14 protein-coding genes are annotated in these 13,568 nt (G+C 71.6%); 6 read left to right on the forward strand and 8 right to left on the reverse strand.

What is annotated here, in order from left to right:
• Window position 1: 1 nt before the first annotated feature.
• Together EZM51_RS08690 and EZM51_RS08695 are read right to left on the reverse strand one after the other, a co-directional pair.
• On the reverse strand, window positions 2-385 hold the full coding sequence (locus EZM51_RS08690) for a DUF4180 domain-containing protein (RefSeq protein ID WP_136707869.1): 384 nt from the start codon (window positions 383-385) through the stop codon (window positions 2-4).
• Window positions 386-467: 82 nt separating this feature from the next.
• Complete coding sequence (locus EZM51_RS08695) at window positions 468-968, reverse strand: MarR family transcriptional regulator (protein ID WP_136707870.1); 501 nt, start codon at window positions 966-968, stop codon at window positions 468-470.
• Window positions 969-999: 31 nt separating this feature from the next.
• On the opposite strand from EZM51_RS08695, the gene EZM51_RS08700 reads away from it, so the two are divergent.
• A complete protein-coding gene (locus EZM51_RS08700) occupies window positions 1,000-1,974 on the forward strand; it encodes an EamA family transporter (protein WP_211195863.1) in 975 nt (324 codons plus the stop codon).
• A 62-nt stretch (window positions 1,975-2,036) separates the two neighbouring features.
• Here the strand turns inward: EZM51_RS08700 and EZM51_RS08705 are convergent, their stop codons facing one another.
• Window positions 2,037-2,582, reverse strand: a complete 546-nt coding sequence (locus EZM51_RS08705) for a GNAT family protein (protein ID WP_248305547.1) — start codon at window positions 2,580-2,582, stop codon at window positions 2,037-2,039.
• A gap of 58 nt (window positions 2,583-2,640) precedes the next feature.
• Between EZM51_RS08705 and EZM51_RS08710 the strand changes: the two genes are divergently transcribed.
• The 3 genes from EZM51_RS08710 to EZM51_RS08720 all read left to right on the forward strand — a co-directional run bounded on the left by EZM51_RS08710 (window position 2,641) and on the right by EZM51_RS08720 (window position 4,668).
• A complete protein-coding gene (locus tag EZM51_RS08710) occupies window positions 2,641-3,501 on the forward strand; it encodes a DNA-formamidopyrimidine glycosylase family protein (protein ID WP_136707871.1) in 861 nt (286 codons plus the stop codon).
• Window positions 3,502-3,573: 72 nt separating this feature from the next.
• Window positions 3,574-4,161 (forward strand): GNAT family N-acetyltransferase, encoded by a 588-nt coding sequence (locus EZM51_RS08715; protein WP_169053843.1) that lies wholly within the window; start codon window positions 3,574-3,576, stop codon window positions 4,159-4,161.
• A gap of 21 nt (window positions 4,162-4,182) precedes the next feature.
• Entirely contained in the window at window positions 4,183-4,668 is a 486-nt protein-coding gene (locus EZM51_RS08720; RefSeq protein WP_136707873.1) for a nucleoside deaminase, read from the forward strand.
• Between the two features lie 48 nt (window positions 4,669-4,716).
• Here EZM51_RS08720 and EZM51_RS08725 read toward each other — a convergent pair whose 3' ends face one another.
• Complete coding sequence (locus EZM51_RS08725) at window positions 4,717-5,235, reverse strand: hypothetical protein (protein ID WP_136707874.1); 519 nt, start codon at window positions 5,233-5,235, stop codon at window positions 4,717-4,719.
• 91 nt (window positions 5,236-5,326) lie between these two features.
• A complete protein-coding gene (locus tag EZM51_RS08730) occupies window positions 5,327-7,285 on the reverse strand; it encodes a chorismate-binding protein (protein WP_136707875.1) in 1,959 nt (652 codons plus the stop codon).
• A 162-nt stretch (window positions 7,286-7,447) separates the two neighbouring features.
• Between EZM51_RS08730 and EZM51_RS08735 the strand changes: the two genes are divergently transcribed.
• The gene (locus EZM51_RS08735; protein WP_136707876.1) at window positions 7,448-8,329 is read left to right on the forward strand and encodes a putative protein N(5)-glutamine methyltransferase; all 882 of its coding nucleotides are present in this window, start codon (window positions 7,448-7,450) and stop codon (window positions 8,327-8,329) included.
• 20 nt (window positions 8,330-8,349) lie between these two features.
• Here EZM51_RS08735 and EZM51_RS08740 read toward each other — a convergent pair whose 3' ends face one another.
• Together EZM51_RS08740 and EZM51_RS08745 are read right to left on the reverse strand one after the other, a co-directional pair.
• Window positions 8,350-9,012, reverse strand: coding sequence for a phosphoribosyltransferase (locus tag EZM51_RS08740; RefSeq protein WP_136707877.1), 663 nt, complete (start codon window positions 9,010-9,012; stop codon window positions 8,350-8,352).
• A gap of 53 nt (window positions 9,013-9,065) precedes the next feature.
• Window positions 9,066-9,635, reverse strand: a complete 570-nt coding sequence (locus EZM51_RS08745; protein WP_136707878.1) for a carboxymuconolactone decarboxylase family protein — start codon at window positions 9,633-9,635, stop codon at window positions 9,066-9,068.
• 522 nt (window positions 9,636-10,157) lie between these two features.
• On the opposite strand from EZM51_RS08745, the gene EZM51_RS08750 reads away from it, so the two are divergent.
• Window positions 10,158-11,867: a VWA domain-containing protein gene (locus EZM51_RS08750; protein ID WP_136707879.1), complete on the forward strand. Its 1,710-nt coding sequence runs from the start codon at window positions 10,158-10,160 to the stop codon at window positions 11,865-11,867.
• A 134-nt stretch (window positions 11,868-12,001) separates the two neighbouring features.
• Here the strand turns inward: EZM51_RS08750 and EZM51_RS08755 are convergent, their stop codons facing one another.
• Window positions 12,002-13,465, reverse strand: a complete 1,464-nt coding sequence (locus EZM51_RS08755) for a DHA2 family efflux MFS transporter permease subunit (RefSeq protein WP_248305568.1) — start codon at window positions 13,463-13,465, stop codon at window positions 12,002-12,004.
• Between the last annotated feature and the right edge of the window lie 103 nt (window positions 13,466-13,568).

The following is a 13,568-nucleotide window of genomic DNA, read 5'->3' on the forward strand; positions in this document are numbered from 1 at the left end:
CTCAGCGCGCGGTGGCCCGAGCCGCCCGACGGGCGAGCTTGTCCTCGAGTTCGAGCTCGTCGTCGAGGAACCAGACGTGATCGCCCGCGTTCGATTCGCGCACCCAGTCGCGCAGCGCGCCGCTCTTCTCGAGCTGGTCGCCGATGTCGCCGAGCACCGCGAGCTGCAGGCGGTAGTTCACGAGCTTCTGGGTGATCTCGCCGGCGACGCCCGAGCGCAGGTTGAAGAACTTGGGATCGAGGCGCTCGGCGGGGACGGCGAGCAGGGACGCTCGGTGCGACCAGGCGCTGCCGACCAGGTCGGCGGCGTCGTCGGGGGTCGAGATCTGGTCGCCCTCAGTGCTGAGGAAGAGGACGCGGATGCCACTGAGTTCGTCGGTGCGCATGGCTCGACCCTAACGCGGTCTCGGCCCTCGTGACGCCGTTCTTCCACAGCGTGACGCTCGTCTTCGGTCGTGCGACGATCGTTCAGGACTCGTAGTGCGCGAGCCAGGTCGTGAGCAGGCGCTCGAGCGCGGCGGCATCCGACGGCGTGAGTGCCTCGTCGAGGAGGCGACGCTCGTTCGCGAGGTGCGCCGTGAACGCCTCGTCGATCAGCTCGCACCCCCGCGCGGTGAGGGCGATGACCCGGCCGCGTCCGTCGACGTCGCTCTGGCGGCGACTCACGAGCCCGCGGGCCTCGAGGCGGTCGAGGCGCTTGGTCATGGCGCCCGTGGTCACCATCGTGGAGGCGGCGAGTTCGCTCGGCGTGCGCTCGAACGGTTCACCGGCCCGACGCAGCGTCGCGAGCACGTCGAATTCGCCCTCGGCGAGACCGAAGGTGCGGTACACCGCGACGAGGTCGTCGGTGAGGTGGTTCGCGAGGCGGTGCAGGCGGCCGATCACCCTCTGCGGCGCGAGGTCGAGGTCGGGGCGTTCGCGCGACCACTCGGCCATGATGCGGGCGACGCGATCGGTGGGAGCATCCATGACCTTGATACTAGCTTCCAAGGAAGCTAATATGTCTTCTGTGGAAGCTACTTTGCGTTGGAGCCTCGTCGTGGCCATCGCTCCGATCGCGTGGGGCAGCACGTACTTCGTCACGCGCGAGTTCCTGCCGGCCGAGATCCCCCTCTGGGGAGCGGTGCTGCGCGCGCTGCCCGCGGGGCTCCTGCTGCTCGCGATCCGGCGTCAGCGGCCACGCGGCGCCTGGTGGTGGCGGTCGATCGTGCTCGGCGCACTCAACATGGGCGCCTTCTTCGCGCTCGTGTACGTCGCGGCGCAGCTGCTGCCGACGAGCATCGCCTCGACGATCATGGCCACCTCGCCCATCGTCATGATGGCCTTCGCGTGGCTTCTCGTCTCGGAACGGCTCCGCGCGCTGCCGCTCGTCGGCGCGGTCGTCGGACTGGCGGGCGTGGTGCTCATGCTCGTCACGGGCGCGGCATCCGTCGACCCGTGGGGCGTCGTCGCGTCGGTCGCGGCGATGTCGATGTCGTCGCTCGGCTACATCCTCGCGAAGCGGTGGGGCGGCGGTGTCGACGTGCTCTCGCTCACGTCGTGGCAGCTCATCGCGGGCGGCATCATGCTCGTGCCGGCGGCGCTCGCGTGGGAGGGCGTACCGCCCGCGCTCGACGCGCCGGCGCTCGCGGCGTTCGGCTACGTCAGCATCGTGGCGACGGCGCTCGCGTTCGTGGCCTGGTTCAGCGGGCTGCGCCACCTGGATGCCGGCACGGTGGGCCTGATCGGCCTGCTGAACCCCGTGACCGGGGTGCTGCTCGGCGTGTTCGTGGCGGGCGAGGCGCTCTCGGCACAACAGCTCGTCGGGCTTGCGCTCGTCTTCCTCGGCATCGTCATGGGGCAGCCGATCGTCGCGCGCGGCGTCGGGGCATGGCGTTCCCGATCGGATGCCGCGGGGCGGGCCGAACCGGCTCCGTCCGAGCTGACCACGACCGGCGCCACCGCTGCACAGGCGTCGAGCAGGCACGGAGGGTAGGCTCGGCGAGCCCCATCACGCCTCCCGGACGACGGCTCAGGACCCGGTGCGATCGGGTGCCGTCAGTCGTGCAGGATGCGCTGGAACAGCTCGTGGTCCTGCCATCGGCCGGCGATCTTCAGGTAGCTCGGGGCGAAGCCGATGTGCGCGAACCCGTTGCGCTCGAGCACCCGGCGGGAGCCGGCGTTGTGCGTGAGGGTCGCCGCCTGGATGCGGTGGAGCCCGAGTTCGTCGCGTGCGATGCCCACCATGGCGGCGACCGCCGCAGAGGCGAGCCCGTGGCCGGTGCGGGCGGCGTCGACCCAGTAGCCGAGGTTCGCACTCCGGAACGGCCCGCGCACGATGCCCGAGAGGGTGAACCGGCCGACGATCGTGCCGTCGTCGGCGGCGAGCACCGTCGGGAGCGACCCGCCACGGGCGGCGTCCTCGAGTTGCGCCTCGACCTCCGTGGCCTGCCGGGCGGTCGTGAAGAACGCCTCGTCCCGTTCAGGCTCCCACGCGGCGAGGTGTGCGCGATTCCTGGCGTAGGCCTCCGCGAGCGCGCCCGCGTCATCAGGATGGAGCTCGCGCAGCACGACGGCGTCGACGAGGGGGATGGGATCGATCACCTGACCGATCCTAGGATCTCGGGCGGCGGATGTCGGCGGCCGGTGAGACGATGGCAGGGTGCCCGAGCTGCCCGAGGTGGACGCGCTCGTCGGATTCCTCCGCAAGCGCGCCGTCGGGCATGCCGTGGTCGGGGCATCCGTCGCGGCGATCTCGGCGCTGAAGACCTTCGACCCGCCCCTGCAGGAGCTCACCGGTCGCACCATCGACGCGGCATCCCGGCACGGCAAGTTCGTCGACCTCGAGATCGGCGGACTGCACCTCGTGTTCCACCTCGCCCGGGCCGGCTGGCTGCGGTGGTACGACGAGCTGCCGAAGACCGTCATCAAGCCGGGCAAGTCGCCCATCGCGCTCCGGGTGCGGCTCGACGACGGCTCGGGATTCGACCTCACCGAGGCGGGCACCAAGAAGTCGCTCGCCGTCTACGTGGTGCACGACCCCGCCGAGGTGCCCGGCATCGCCCGGCTGGGTCCCGATCCCACGGCGCCCGACTTCACGCTCGACGACTTCGCGGCAATCCTCGCCGGCCGGCGCACGCAGGTGAAGGGCCTCCTGCGCGACCAGTCGGTGTTCGCCGGCGTGGGCAACGCCTACTCCGACGAGATCCTGCACAACGCCCGAATGTCGCCGTACGCGCTCGCCGCGAAGCTGAAGCCCGACGACGTCGAGCGGCTCTACCACGCCCTGCGCGACACCCTCGCCGACGCGATCGACGCGGCGGCGGGCCGGCGGCCCGACGAGCTGAAGGACTCCAAGCGCACGCGCATGCAGGTGCACGGCCGCACGGGTGAGCCGTGCCCGGTCTGCGGCGACACGGTGCGCGAGGTGATCTTCGCCGACTCGACGTTCCAGTACTGCCCGACCTGCCAGACCGGTGGCAAGCCGCTCGCCGACCGGGTGCTGTCGAGACTGCTCAAGTAGCGCCGTCAGGCACGTGCCGGCACGGTCTGGCACCGCGGACGATGTCGGATGCCGCTGCCAGACTGTTCGTCGATGATCGACGAACTCCGCACCGAACGCCTCCTCCTCCGGCCGCTCACCCTCGACCATGTCGACGACTACTTCCGCGTCTGCGGCGACCCGAGAACCTGGGAGCACGTGCCGAGCGGCCGGCATACGAGTCGCGGCGAATCGGCGCGCGCGATCGAGCATTCCATCGCGAGCCGGCGCCGTTACGGGTTCGGCCATTGTGCCGTGGTGCTCCGTCGGCCCGAAGCCGGGCTGGCCGCGGGCTCGTTCCTCGGCTCCGCCGGAGCGGCGATGCTCGGCTTCGACGCGTGGAACCTCGGCTACCGCTTCGCTCCCGAGGCGTGGGGGCGCGGCTTCGCGACCGAGGCGGCCGGCATCGCGCTCGCCGCCGCGCGGTCCGCCAGACCCGAGACGCCGGTCACCGCCCGCGTGCTCGCGAGCAATCCCGGCTCGGTCCGGGTACTCGAACGCCTCGATCTCGAGCTGGTCTGGCGGGGCACCTCGAGCGAGGCGCCCGCCGGCCCCGATGACACCACCCACCTCGAGCGCCTCGTCTTCGCCGACCGTCCCCTCAGCGACGAGACCCTCGACGCGGTCATCGCGCTCGATTGACGGCCGAGGCAGACTCGACTCATGGAGATCACCCGGACCGACCTCGTCCACCTCCGCCGCGCAGTGGAGCTCGCCCGGGAGGCCGCCGATTCGGGCGACAGCCCGTTCGGCTCGGTGCTCGTCGACGCGGCGGGCATCGAACGGTACGCCGCCCGCAACCGGGAGGCGAGCACCGGCGATCCGACGCGGCATCCCGAGTTCGAGATCGCGCACTGGGCGGCGGGCCATCTCACCCCCGCCGAGCGTGCTGCGGCCACCGTCTACACGTCGGGCGAGCACTGCGCGATGTGCGCCGCCGCGCATGCATGGGTCGGGCTCGGGCGCATCGTCTACGTCGCCTCGGCCGAACAGATCGCGTCGTGGCGCGCCGCAGCGGGCATGGCGTCGTCGCCCGTCGCGCCGCTCCCGATCGCCACGGTGGCGCCAGGCCTCCGCGTCGACGGCCCCGTCGCGGACCTGGTCGAGGAGGTGCGCGTGCTCATCGAGCACCACGCCACCCCGGCATGACGAGCGGGCGGCGGAGCAGGTGCCCGCCGCCCGCGTCGTCACGCTCCGTCAGATGCGACGGCCCGTCTCGGTGTCGCGCCGCGACGCGTCGTCGACGCGGCGATCCCGGTCGGCGTCGGCGGCCTCGGTAGTGTACGCCGTGTCGTGTTCCCGATGCGCCGCCTCGCGTTCGTCGCGCACGGTGCCGGCGGCCTCGGCGTCGCGACAGTCGACGTCGGGATCGACCGCATCGGCCTTCTGCAGCCGCTCCTCCGCCTCGCTGCGCAACTTCTCCGCGTCGGACTGGTGGCTCGTGCTCTCACGGGCGAGTCGCTCCGACTCGAGCCGGGCCTGAGCCGCGTCGGCCTCGGCCTGCTTCGCCGCCGCGGCCGCGCGAGCGGCTTCGGCCTCGCGCTCGCGCCGTGCGACATCCGTCTCGTGCGCGCTCTGTCGCAGCTCGGCGGCCTTCTGCCGCTCGGACTCGCGATGCGCCTCGCGACGCTGCCTGCTGGTCAGGAGCCAGACGACGGCGATCGCGATGATGACGACGATGCCGACGATGATCCAGACGATGGTGCTGGTTTCCACGGGAATCCGCCTCCTCGGGTCGGGTCGGCACCAGTGAACTCCGCCCGGACGAATTGCCGCAATGCCTTGCCAAATGCGGGGAGGTGCGGCATCATCCGCGGGCGCTCGCGACCGTCATGTCCCCGAGATTCAGCGTCTCATCAGCCAGAAGGCCGCCGACGAGACGTTCGAGGGTGGCCAGTCCGTCGGGCGAGGTGACCGATTCGAGGTGGCCCTGCACGGAGGCCACGCCCGCACCCCGCAGCGCGTGCACGACGCCGGTCGCAGCATCCGCCGCCACCTCGAGGCCGAGGGCAGGCGTCGTCGACCCGCTCGGCGCGATCGCGGAGAACGTGTTGTAGAAGGCGATGGCCGCGGATCGGCCGAACACCTCCACCTCGAGCTGCACCCCCTGCCGCGGCACGGGCAGCGGCGCGATCGGGAGTCCGGCGAGATCGGCGAGCACCTGGTGGCTGAGGCAGACCGCGAGCAACGGGCGGCCCGAGGCGAGCCGTGCCGTCATGAGCTCGCGGAGCCGCGCGATCCGCGGATCGGCCGCATTCCGCGGGTCGCCGGGGCCAGGACCGAACACCACGAGGTCTTCGGATGCCTCGAGCGGCGCCTCGTGCCACGGCACGACCCGCGCGGCCACACCGAGATGCCGCAGCTGGTGGGCGAGCATCGTCGTGAAGTCGTCGTTCGCGTCGATGACGAGCGCCTCGACTCCACGCGACGGGCGCTCCGCCTGCGGCGTGCGCCAGAAGGGCGCGAGGTGCTCGTTGCGCGAATCGAGCAACGCCCGGATGCGACCGGCGTCGTCGTGGTCGTCGCCGGCGCCGTGGGCCCCGACCCTGTCGTCGCCGGGGGCGGACGGGCGGGCGCCGAGGTGATGGACCGGCGCCGTGGTCCGGCGGGGGAGCGCCCCCAGCGCGGTGAGCACCCCGGCGGCCTTCGCACTCGTCTCGGCGACCTCGCCGACCGGGTCCGAGTGGCGCACGAGCGTCGCGCCCACGGGCACTCGCACCCTCCCGCCCGCTTCGAGGTACGCGGTGCGGATGAGGATCGGCGCGTCGAGGTCGTAGCCCCCGGTTCGGGGCGTGCACCGGGCCAGAACCCCCGCGTAGTACCCCCGCGGCGTGGTCTCATGGCGCGCGATGACCGCGCAGGCGTTGCCGAGCGGCGAGCCGGTCACGGTCGGCGCGAACATGGTGCGACGCAGCACCTCGCGGGGGTCGAGCTCCGACCGACCCTCGAGGTGGTACTCGGTGTGGGTGAGGCGCGACATCCGCTTGAGGAACGGGCCGCGGATGCGCCCGCCGTCGGGGCAGACGGCGCTCATCATCTTGAGCTCCTCGTCGACGACCATCACGAGTTCCTCCCGCTCCTTGACGTCGTGCAGGAAGGCGAGCAGCCGATCGGCCTCGGCACGGTGCTCGTCGTGCTCGTCGTGCTCGTCGTGCCGGAACGTGCCGCTGATCGGGTTCATCGACACCGTCCCCCCGATCGACGACACGTGCCGCTCGGGCGTCGCACCTGCGGCCGCCAGGCCCGGCGTGTGCAGTGCGAACGTCCAGTACGCACCCGACTCGTGTTCGAGCAGCGCCCGCAGCCAGCCGAGCACCGCCGCCGCCGGCGCGGCATCCGTCGTTCCGCTGAATTCGCGGCGGATGACGAAGTTCGCGCCCTCGCCGCGGCCGATCTCCTCGTCGATGACGCGTCGCACGGTCGCCGCGTAGTCGGCATCGCTCACGTCGACGTCGAGATCGCCCACGACCACCGGATGCCGCGGCAACAGGTCGATCGCGTCTGCGAGCGGCACCGACTCGCGCTCGCGCACGATGAGGCAACGGACGGGCGCACCGTCGTCGTGCGCATCGAAGCCGCGCTCGCGCACCTGGCGGAACGGCACGAGGGCGAGCACCTCGGCGCCGTCGAGCGGGATGTCGGCGAGGAGACGCACGTCGACGACGTCGCCGACGAGCACGTCGAGCGTCGGTTCGTGCTCGCGATGGATCACCGCGAAGTGCGGTGCCTCGGTCGCGGCGAGGATCGAACTGAGCAGGCGGGTCATGTCGGCCTCCGGTCGGGCCCTCGGCCGGAGCATCCCGCTGCAACGCGAAACGACCGCCCTCGGGCGGTCGTCGTACGTCGAAACGCGTGGAGTCCGCCTAGGAGGCGGGCCACCAGGTGCGGATCGACGCGGTCATGCGTTGCACTCTAGCATTGGCGGCACATGTCTCCCACAACCACTCCCTCGACTCCGGCGACTCCGTCGACTCCATCCACTTCCTCGACTCCGGCGACACCGCCGAGTTCCGCGGCGCCCGACCCGCGGATCGTCGCACGGCTCCGCGCCGCCGGATGCGTCTTCGCCGAAGACGAGGCCGCGCTGCTCGTCCAAGCCGCCGCGGAGCATCCCGATGACCCGGCCGAACTCGAGCGACTCGTCGCGCGGCGCGTGGCCGGCGAACCGCTCGAGCAGGTGCTCGGCTGGGCGGAGTTCGCGGGCCTGCGCATCCTGCTCGAGCCGGGCGTGTTCGTGCCGCGCCGCCGCACCGAATTCCTCGCCGCGGAGGCCGCCCGGCTCGCCCGCGACGCCGCGAGCGCGGAACACGAACCCGTGGTCGTCGACCTCTGTTGCGGTGCGGGCGCGATCGGCGCCGCGGTCGCGCACTCGGCGGCTCCGACGAGGCTGGTGGCGGCCGATCTCGACCCCGCGGCCGTGCGCGCGGCACGCCGGAACCTCGAGCCGATCGGGGCCACGGTCGTCGAGGGCGACCTCTTCGACCCCCTCCCCGCAGAACTCCGCGGGCGCGTCGACGTGCTCGCCGTCAACGCGCCCTACGTGCCGACCGACGAGATCGGCATGATGCCGCCCGAGGCGCGCGATCACGAGGCGCACATGGCGCTCGACGGCGGCGACGACGGTCTCGACGTGCACCGTCGTGTCGCGGCATCCGCTCGCGAGTGGCTCGCCCCGGGCGGTCACGTCCTCATCGAGACGAGCCGTCGCCAGGCCGAGACGACGGCCGCACTGGTGATCGCGGGCGGACTCGACGCCCGCATCCTGCGCGACGACGAGATCGCGGCGACCGTCGTCGTCGGGCGACGCTGAGCCCAGCCGCGAGCCGGCGCTCAGGTCGGCGAACCGCCGCCGGAATGCGCCTCGGCGAGGATCGCCTGCACCTCGTCATCCGTCGTCTGCGAGAAGTCGAGGTAATGCATGCCGACCGCCATGAATCCCCGCGGCGTCGAGAGGCAGACGACCTCGTCGACCTCGGGCATCGCGGCGATCTCGGCGATGCTGTCGGGTGCGCCGACCGGCGTCGCGAGGATCACGGATGCCGCGCCGAGTTCCCGCGCGACCGTGCAGGCCACGCGCGCCGTCGCCCCGGTTGCCACGCCGTCGTCCACGATGACGGCCGTGCGCCCGGTGAGGTCCACGGTCGGCGCGCCTCCGCGGAACCGCGCGACCCTCGCCTCGAGCTCCGCGCGCTCCCGGCGCTCGACGGCGGCGAGTTGGTCGTCCGAGACGCCGCCGGAGCGCAGCACGTCGTCGTTCAGCACCCGGGCGCCGTGCTCGCCGATGGCCCCCATCGCGACCTCGGGCTGACGCGGCAGTCCGAGCTTGCGCACCACGAGCACGTCGAGCGGCGCGCCGAGCGCGCGCGCGAGTTCCGCGGCGACGGGCACGCCACCGCGTGGCAGTCCGAGCACGACGGGCCGCTCGAGTTCGCGGCCCTCGAACGCCTGGGCCAGCCTCCGCCCCGCATCCCGTCGATCCGAGAAGTAGTCCATGTCGTCCTCCCTCGTGCCTGCGGATGCCGGGCAGGCCGGCGGGGCTTCCGTTCCTAGAGGCCGTCGACGAGCGCGGCGCGGAGCGGCTCGCTGAGCATCGGCGGCGTGTCGACGTCGACGGCGAGGCCCTGCAGTGCACTGGCGAAGTACACGCGGGCCGACGCCGCGATCGTGATGTCGACGATCTCCTGATCGCTGAAGCCGGCGTCGCGCAGTCGCTGCGAGTCCCTCTCGGTCATCGACGAGGCATCCCGGCCGACCTGCTCGGCGAACCGCATCATCTCGACCTCGGCGCCCGAGAGCCCGGCATCGTTGTAGTCGCGGGCGATGCGCTCGAGCTGATCCGCATCGAACAGCCGGAGCGACTTCGCGCCGTGTGCGAGCCGGCAGTGCCGAGACCTCGTGCCTCGCGCCGCGGCCAGCGTCACGAGTTCGTACCGCCGCAGGCCGAGCGGCTTCGCGACCGATCGAATGAGCGCCTCGAACGCCCGGTACGCGGCCGGGTTCATCGCCATCGCCTTGGTGTGGGGCGGCACGTACCCGAGCGTCTCGACATCGTCGGCGTAGAGCGCGGCGACCTCGACGTCGGCCTCGTCTTCGGGGATGGTTCGGATGATCGTCATGCAGCAGGGCCTCGGTCTCGTGATGTCGCGTGCGTCTCATGCTGGCACGTCGAAACGGGTCGCCGCCAGCGCTCCCGGGCGGCTCGAGGCGTCTGCGTCACTTCATTCTTTAGCGGCCGGCTCTCGCATCGTCAACCCCTTTCGTCGTGCCGGACGGCGACCTACCGTGGAAACATCGGACGGCACGACGCATCGGGTCGGGGGGAACAACCGGGCGTCCTGCCGGACGGAGAATTCAAGACGCCTGCGCGACGACTGAGGGGTCGACGCACAGGGCGGGGGAGCGGGTCGGATGACTGGGGGTCATCCGACCCGCATTTTGTGCGCGGGTGCGGGTGAGGCGAGCGAAGTTCGCGTTCACAGACTGGTCGCTTACACTGAGGAAATCCTTCCCCCGGGACGGGGGAACCCGTTCCGACAGGGAATCGGCGAGGCCACGGCGTCGTCGGGCTTGGAGTATCCGTGGGGCGTCATAGCATCAAGGCCCCGGCGAAGAGGCCGGGCCGTGCGCTCATCCTGTCCGTGATCGCCGCACTCGCCGTCGTCGGCGTCGTCGCCACCGGCGTCTTCCTCTGGGTCGGCGGACACCTGAATCCGCTCTTCGCCGCGGCGGAGGCGGGCTGCGTCGAGAACGATCAGCTCGTCGTCGTCGCGGACACCTCGATCGCGCCGGCCCTCACCGAGATCGCGGCGGATTTCGACGCCGCATCCGAGGCGTGCGTCGAGACCATCGTGAAGTCGCAGGATTCCGCCGACACCTCCGCGGTGCTCGCCTCGGGCAGTCTCGTCGCCGACGCCTGGGTGCCCGAGTCGAGCGTCTGGCTCGATCGGACGGTCGCGACCGCGGCGTCGCTCGGCCAGAGCGCGCCTGACACGCAGGTCGGCGAGCCCGTCGCGACGACTCCCGTCGTCTTCGCGGCGCCGGCGACCAGGGCGGCCGAGATCGCGACCGAACCCGTGACGTGGGCGCGCGTGCTGACCGGAACGTTGCCGACGATCCTCCCCAACCCCGAGGCGTCGTCGGCGAGCCTCGCCGGGCTCCTCGCCCTGCGCGGCCACTCCTCACCCGACGATCCTCGGCAGTTCGCCGGGGCGATGATCGAGCTCGGCAAGTCCATCCCCGCATCCACGAGCGCGGCCTTCGGGTCGCTCGCCACCGCACCGCAGCCGAGCGTCGTCGTCACCACCGAGGCGCAGGTGGCCGCGTACAACCTCGATGAACCGGCCGAGACGCTCGTGGCCGCATACCCCGCCGACGGCACCGTCCTCCTCGACTACCCGTTCGTGCGCCTGCCCGCGTCCAACAACGCGGAGGACGACGCCGACGAAGATGCCGCGGGCGCCGCGGATGCCGCGGGCGCCGCGGATGCCGCGAGCGCCGCGGATGCCGCGGGCGACGGCGCCGCCCCGTCGCACGCCGACCTCGTGGACGCCTTCGAGGCGGCCGTCCGCGACGCGACCGATCAGTTCGCGGCAGCGGGATTCCGCGCCTCGGACGGCGCCGGCACGCTCGACGTGCCCGGTCTCGCCGCGGAGGCGCCCCCGGCGGCGGAGGCGAAGCTCGACGCCGCGGCGCAGCTCGAGATCCTTCGGGCGTGGGGCGTGCTGACGCTGCGCTCGCGCATGCTCGCGGTGATCGACGTCTCGGGATCGATGGAGGAGCCTGCCGAGAACGGCCTGCGCCGCATCGACATCTTCCAGCAGGCGGCCGTCGGCGCCATGGAGAAGTTCTCGGGAGAGGTCGAGCTCGGGGTCTGGCTCTTCTCGACCGCGCGCAACGGCGACCTCGACTACGAGGACGTCTCGCCGATCGCGCCGCTCGCCGACCTCGCCCACAAGCAGCAGATCGCCGGCATCATCCAGTCGCTGCCGGGTCGGCTCGGCGGCGCGACGGGACTCTACGACACGACGCTCGCTGCGGTGCAGCGCGTGCGCGAGTCGTACGACCCCGAGAAGGTCAACACGGTCCTCGTCATCACGGACGGCAAGAACGAGGACGAGAACGGCATCGACCTCGACACGCTGCTCGCGGAGCTCGCCAAGATCGACGATCCCACGAAGCCCGTCGCGGTGATCATGATCGGCTTCGGTCCCGACACCGACCTCGCGGCGATGCAGCGCATCGCCCAGGCGACGAAGGGCGCGGCCTACTCCGCCTCGAAACCCGAGGATCTCGGCATCGTGCTGGTCGACGCGTTGTCGCAGCGCACCTGCCGCCCGAACTGCGGCTGACGCGCGCCAGCCCACGGTGGCGTGGCCCGCGCGCTGAGCGGGTGCCCGCGCGCTGAACGGCGAACGGGCCCGGCGCGGTGCCGGGCCCGTTCGATCAGGCGGGGGATGGTGCCGGGCCGAAGCCCGACCGACCGTCACACGGTGTCGACCTCGGCGACCTCGGCCTCGTGCTCCGCGTGCGCACCCGGCATCATGTCGGCGGGCTTGCGCACGAAGAACGCGCCGACGATGGCGAGCAGCGACAGGATCGCGCCCACGAGGAACGCGGCGCGGATGCCGGCCGACGCCGCCACCTCGGCACTGGCGCCGCTCGTCGCCACGTTCGTGGCGCGTGAGGTCATCACGGTGATGAACAGCGCCGTGCCCGCAGCACCGGCGACCTGCTGGATGGTGCCGACGGTCGCCGAACCGTGCGAGTAGAAGCGCGGTTCGATCGAGCCCAGCGCCGACGTGAACAGCGGGGTGAACATGAACGCGAGACCGGTGGACAGCGCGATGTGGGCGGCGAGCAGCATCCAGGGCGACGTCTGCTCGGTCACGAGGGTCAGCGACCACAGCACGCCGCTCACCACGATCGACCCCGGCACGAGCAGCGGGGTCGGACCGAACCGGTCGTAGAGTCGGCCGACGCGCGGGCCGAGCAGACCCATGATCAGACCGCCGGGGAGGAGCAGCAGGCCGGTGAAGACGGGCTCGAGGTGCAGCACGTCCTGCAGGTACACCGGCAACAGGATGATGGTGCCGAAGAGGGCGGCCATCATCACGGTCATGAGTCCGACCGAGATCGCGAAGTTGCGGGTGAGGAACGTGCGCAGGTCGAGCAGGGCCCGATCGCGCCGTTGCAGGAAGAGCTGGCGCACGATGAACGCCGCGACGCCCACCGCCCCGACGGCGAGCGCGATCCACATCTGCGGTGCGGACGCGACATCCGTTCCGCTCACCACGCCGCCGACGAGGCTGAGGCCGTAGACCACGCCGCCGAAGCCGAACGCCGAGAGCACGATGGAGAACACGTCGATCGGCACGACGCGCGTCTCGCTCACGTTCTCGACGCGGCGGTAGCCGATGACGAGCATGACGAGCGCGATGGGCAGCACGAGCCAGAACATGAACCGCCACGACAGGAAGTTCAGGATCAGGCCCGAGATGGTCGGCCCGATGGCGGGCGCGACCGACATCACGATCGAGACGCGGCCCATGATGCGTCCTCGGTCGCTCGGCAGCACGAGCGTCATGAGCGTCGTCATGAGCAGCGGCATCATGATCGCCGTGCCCGTCGCCTGCACCACGCGGGCGAGCAGCAGCACCTCGAAGCCGGGCGCGAGCGCCGCGATCAGCGTTCCCGTCGAGAACAGGCTCATCGCGGTGATGAACATCGGGCGGGTCGCGAACCGCTGCAGCAGGAAGCCGGTGATCGGGATCACCACGGCCATCGTGAGCATGAACGCGGTCGTCAGCCACTGCGCGGCCGACAGGGTGATGTCGAGGTCGTCGACGAGGTGCGGGATGGCCACGCCCATGATCGTCTCGTTCAGGAAGACGACGAACGTGGCGGCGAGGAGCAGCCAGATGACCCGGTTGTTCCGGGCTCCGTGCAGCGCCTCGGCGTCGGAGTGTTCGTGGAAGTCGTCGTCGTGGTCCGGCACGACGACGTCATCGAGTTGGGAAGTGTTGCGTTCGGTCAAGGAGGAGCATCCAATC

Origin of the sequence: Agromyces sp. H66 (assembly GCF_004959775.1) — a bacterium.
GTDB lineage: Bacteria > Actinomycetota > Actinomycetes > Actinomycetales > Microbacteriaceae > Agromyces.

Coding starts and splice junctions, on each gene's coding strand:
- EZM51_RS08690 (WP_136707869.1), bottom strand. CDS start 385: ATGCGCACCGACGAACTCAGTGGCATCCGCGTCCTCTTCCTCAGCACT.
- EZM51_RS08695 (WP_136707870.1), bottom strand. CDS start 968: ATGGATGCTCCCACCGATCGCGTCGCCCGCATCATGGCCGAGTGGTCG.
- EZM51_RS08700 (WP_211195863.1), top strand. CDS start 1,000: ATGTCTTCTGTGGAAGCTACTTTGCGTTGGAGCCTCGTCGTGGCCATC.
- EZM51_RS08715 (WP_169053843.1), top strand. CDS start 3,574: ATGATCGACGAACTCCGCACCGAACGCCTCCTCCTCCGGCCGCTCACC.
- EZM51_RS08720 (WP_136707873.1), top strand. CDS start 4,183: ATGGAGATCACCCGGACCGACCTCGTCCACCTCCGCCGCGCAGTGGAG.
- EZM51_RS08730 (WP_136707875.1), bottom strand. CDS start 7,285: ATGACCCGCCTGCTCAGTTCGATCCTCGCCGCGACCGAGGCACCGCAC.
- EZM51_RS08735 (WP_136707876.1), top strand. CDS start 7,448: ATGTCTCCCACAACCACTCCCTCGACTCCGGCGACTCCGTCGACTCCA.
- EZM51_RS08740 (WP_136707877.1), bottom strand. CDS start 9,012: ATGGACTACTTCTCGGATCGACGGGATGCGGGGCGGAGGCTGGCCCAG.
- EZM51_RS08745 (WP_136707878.1), bottom strand. CDS start 9,635: ATGACGATCATCCGAACCATCCCCGAAGACGAGGCCGACGTCGAGGTC.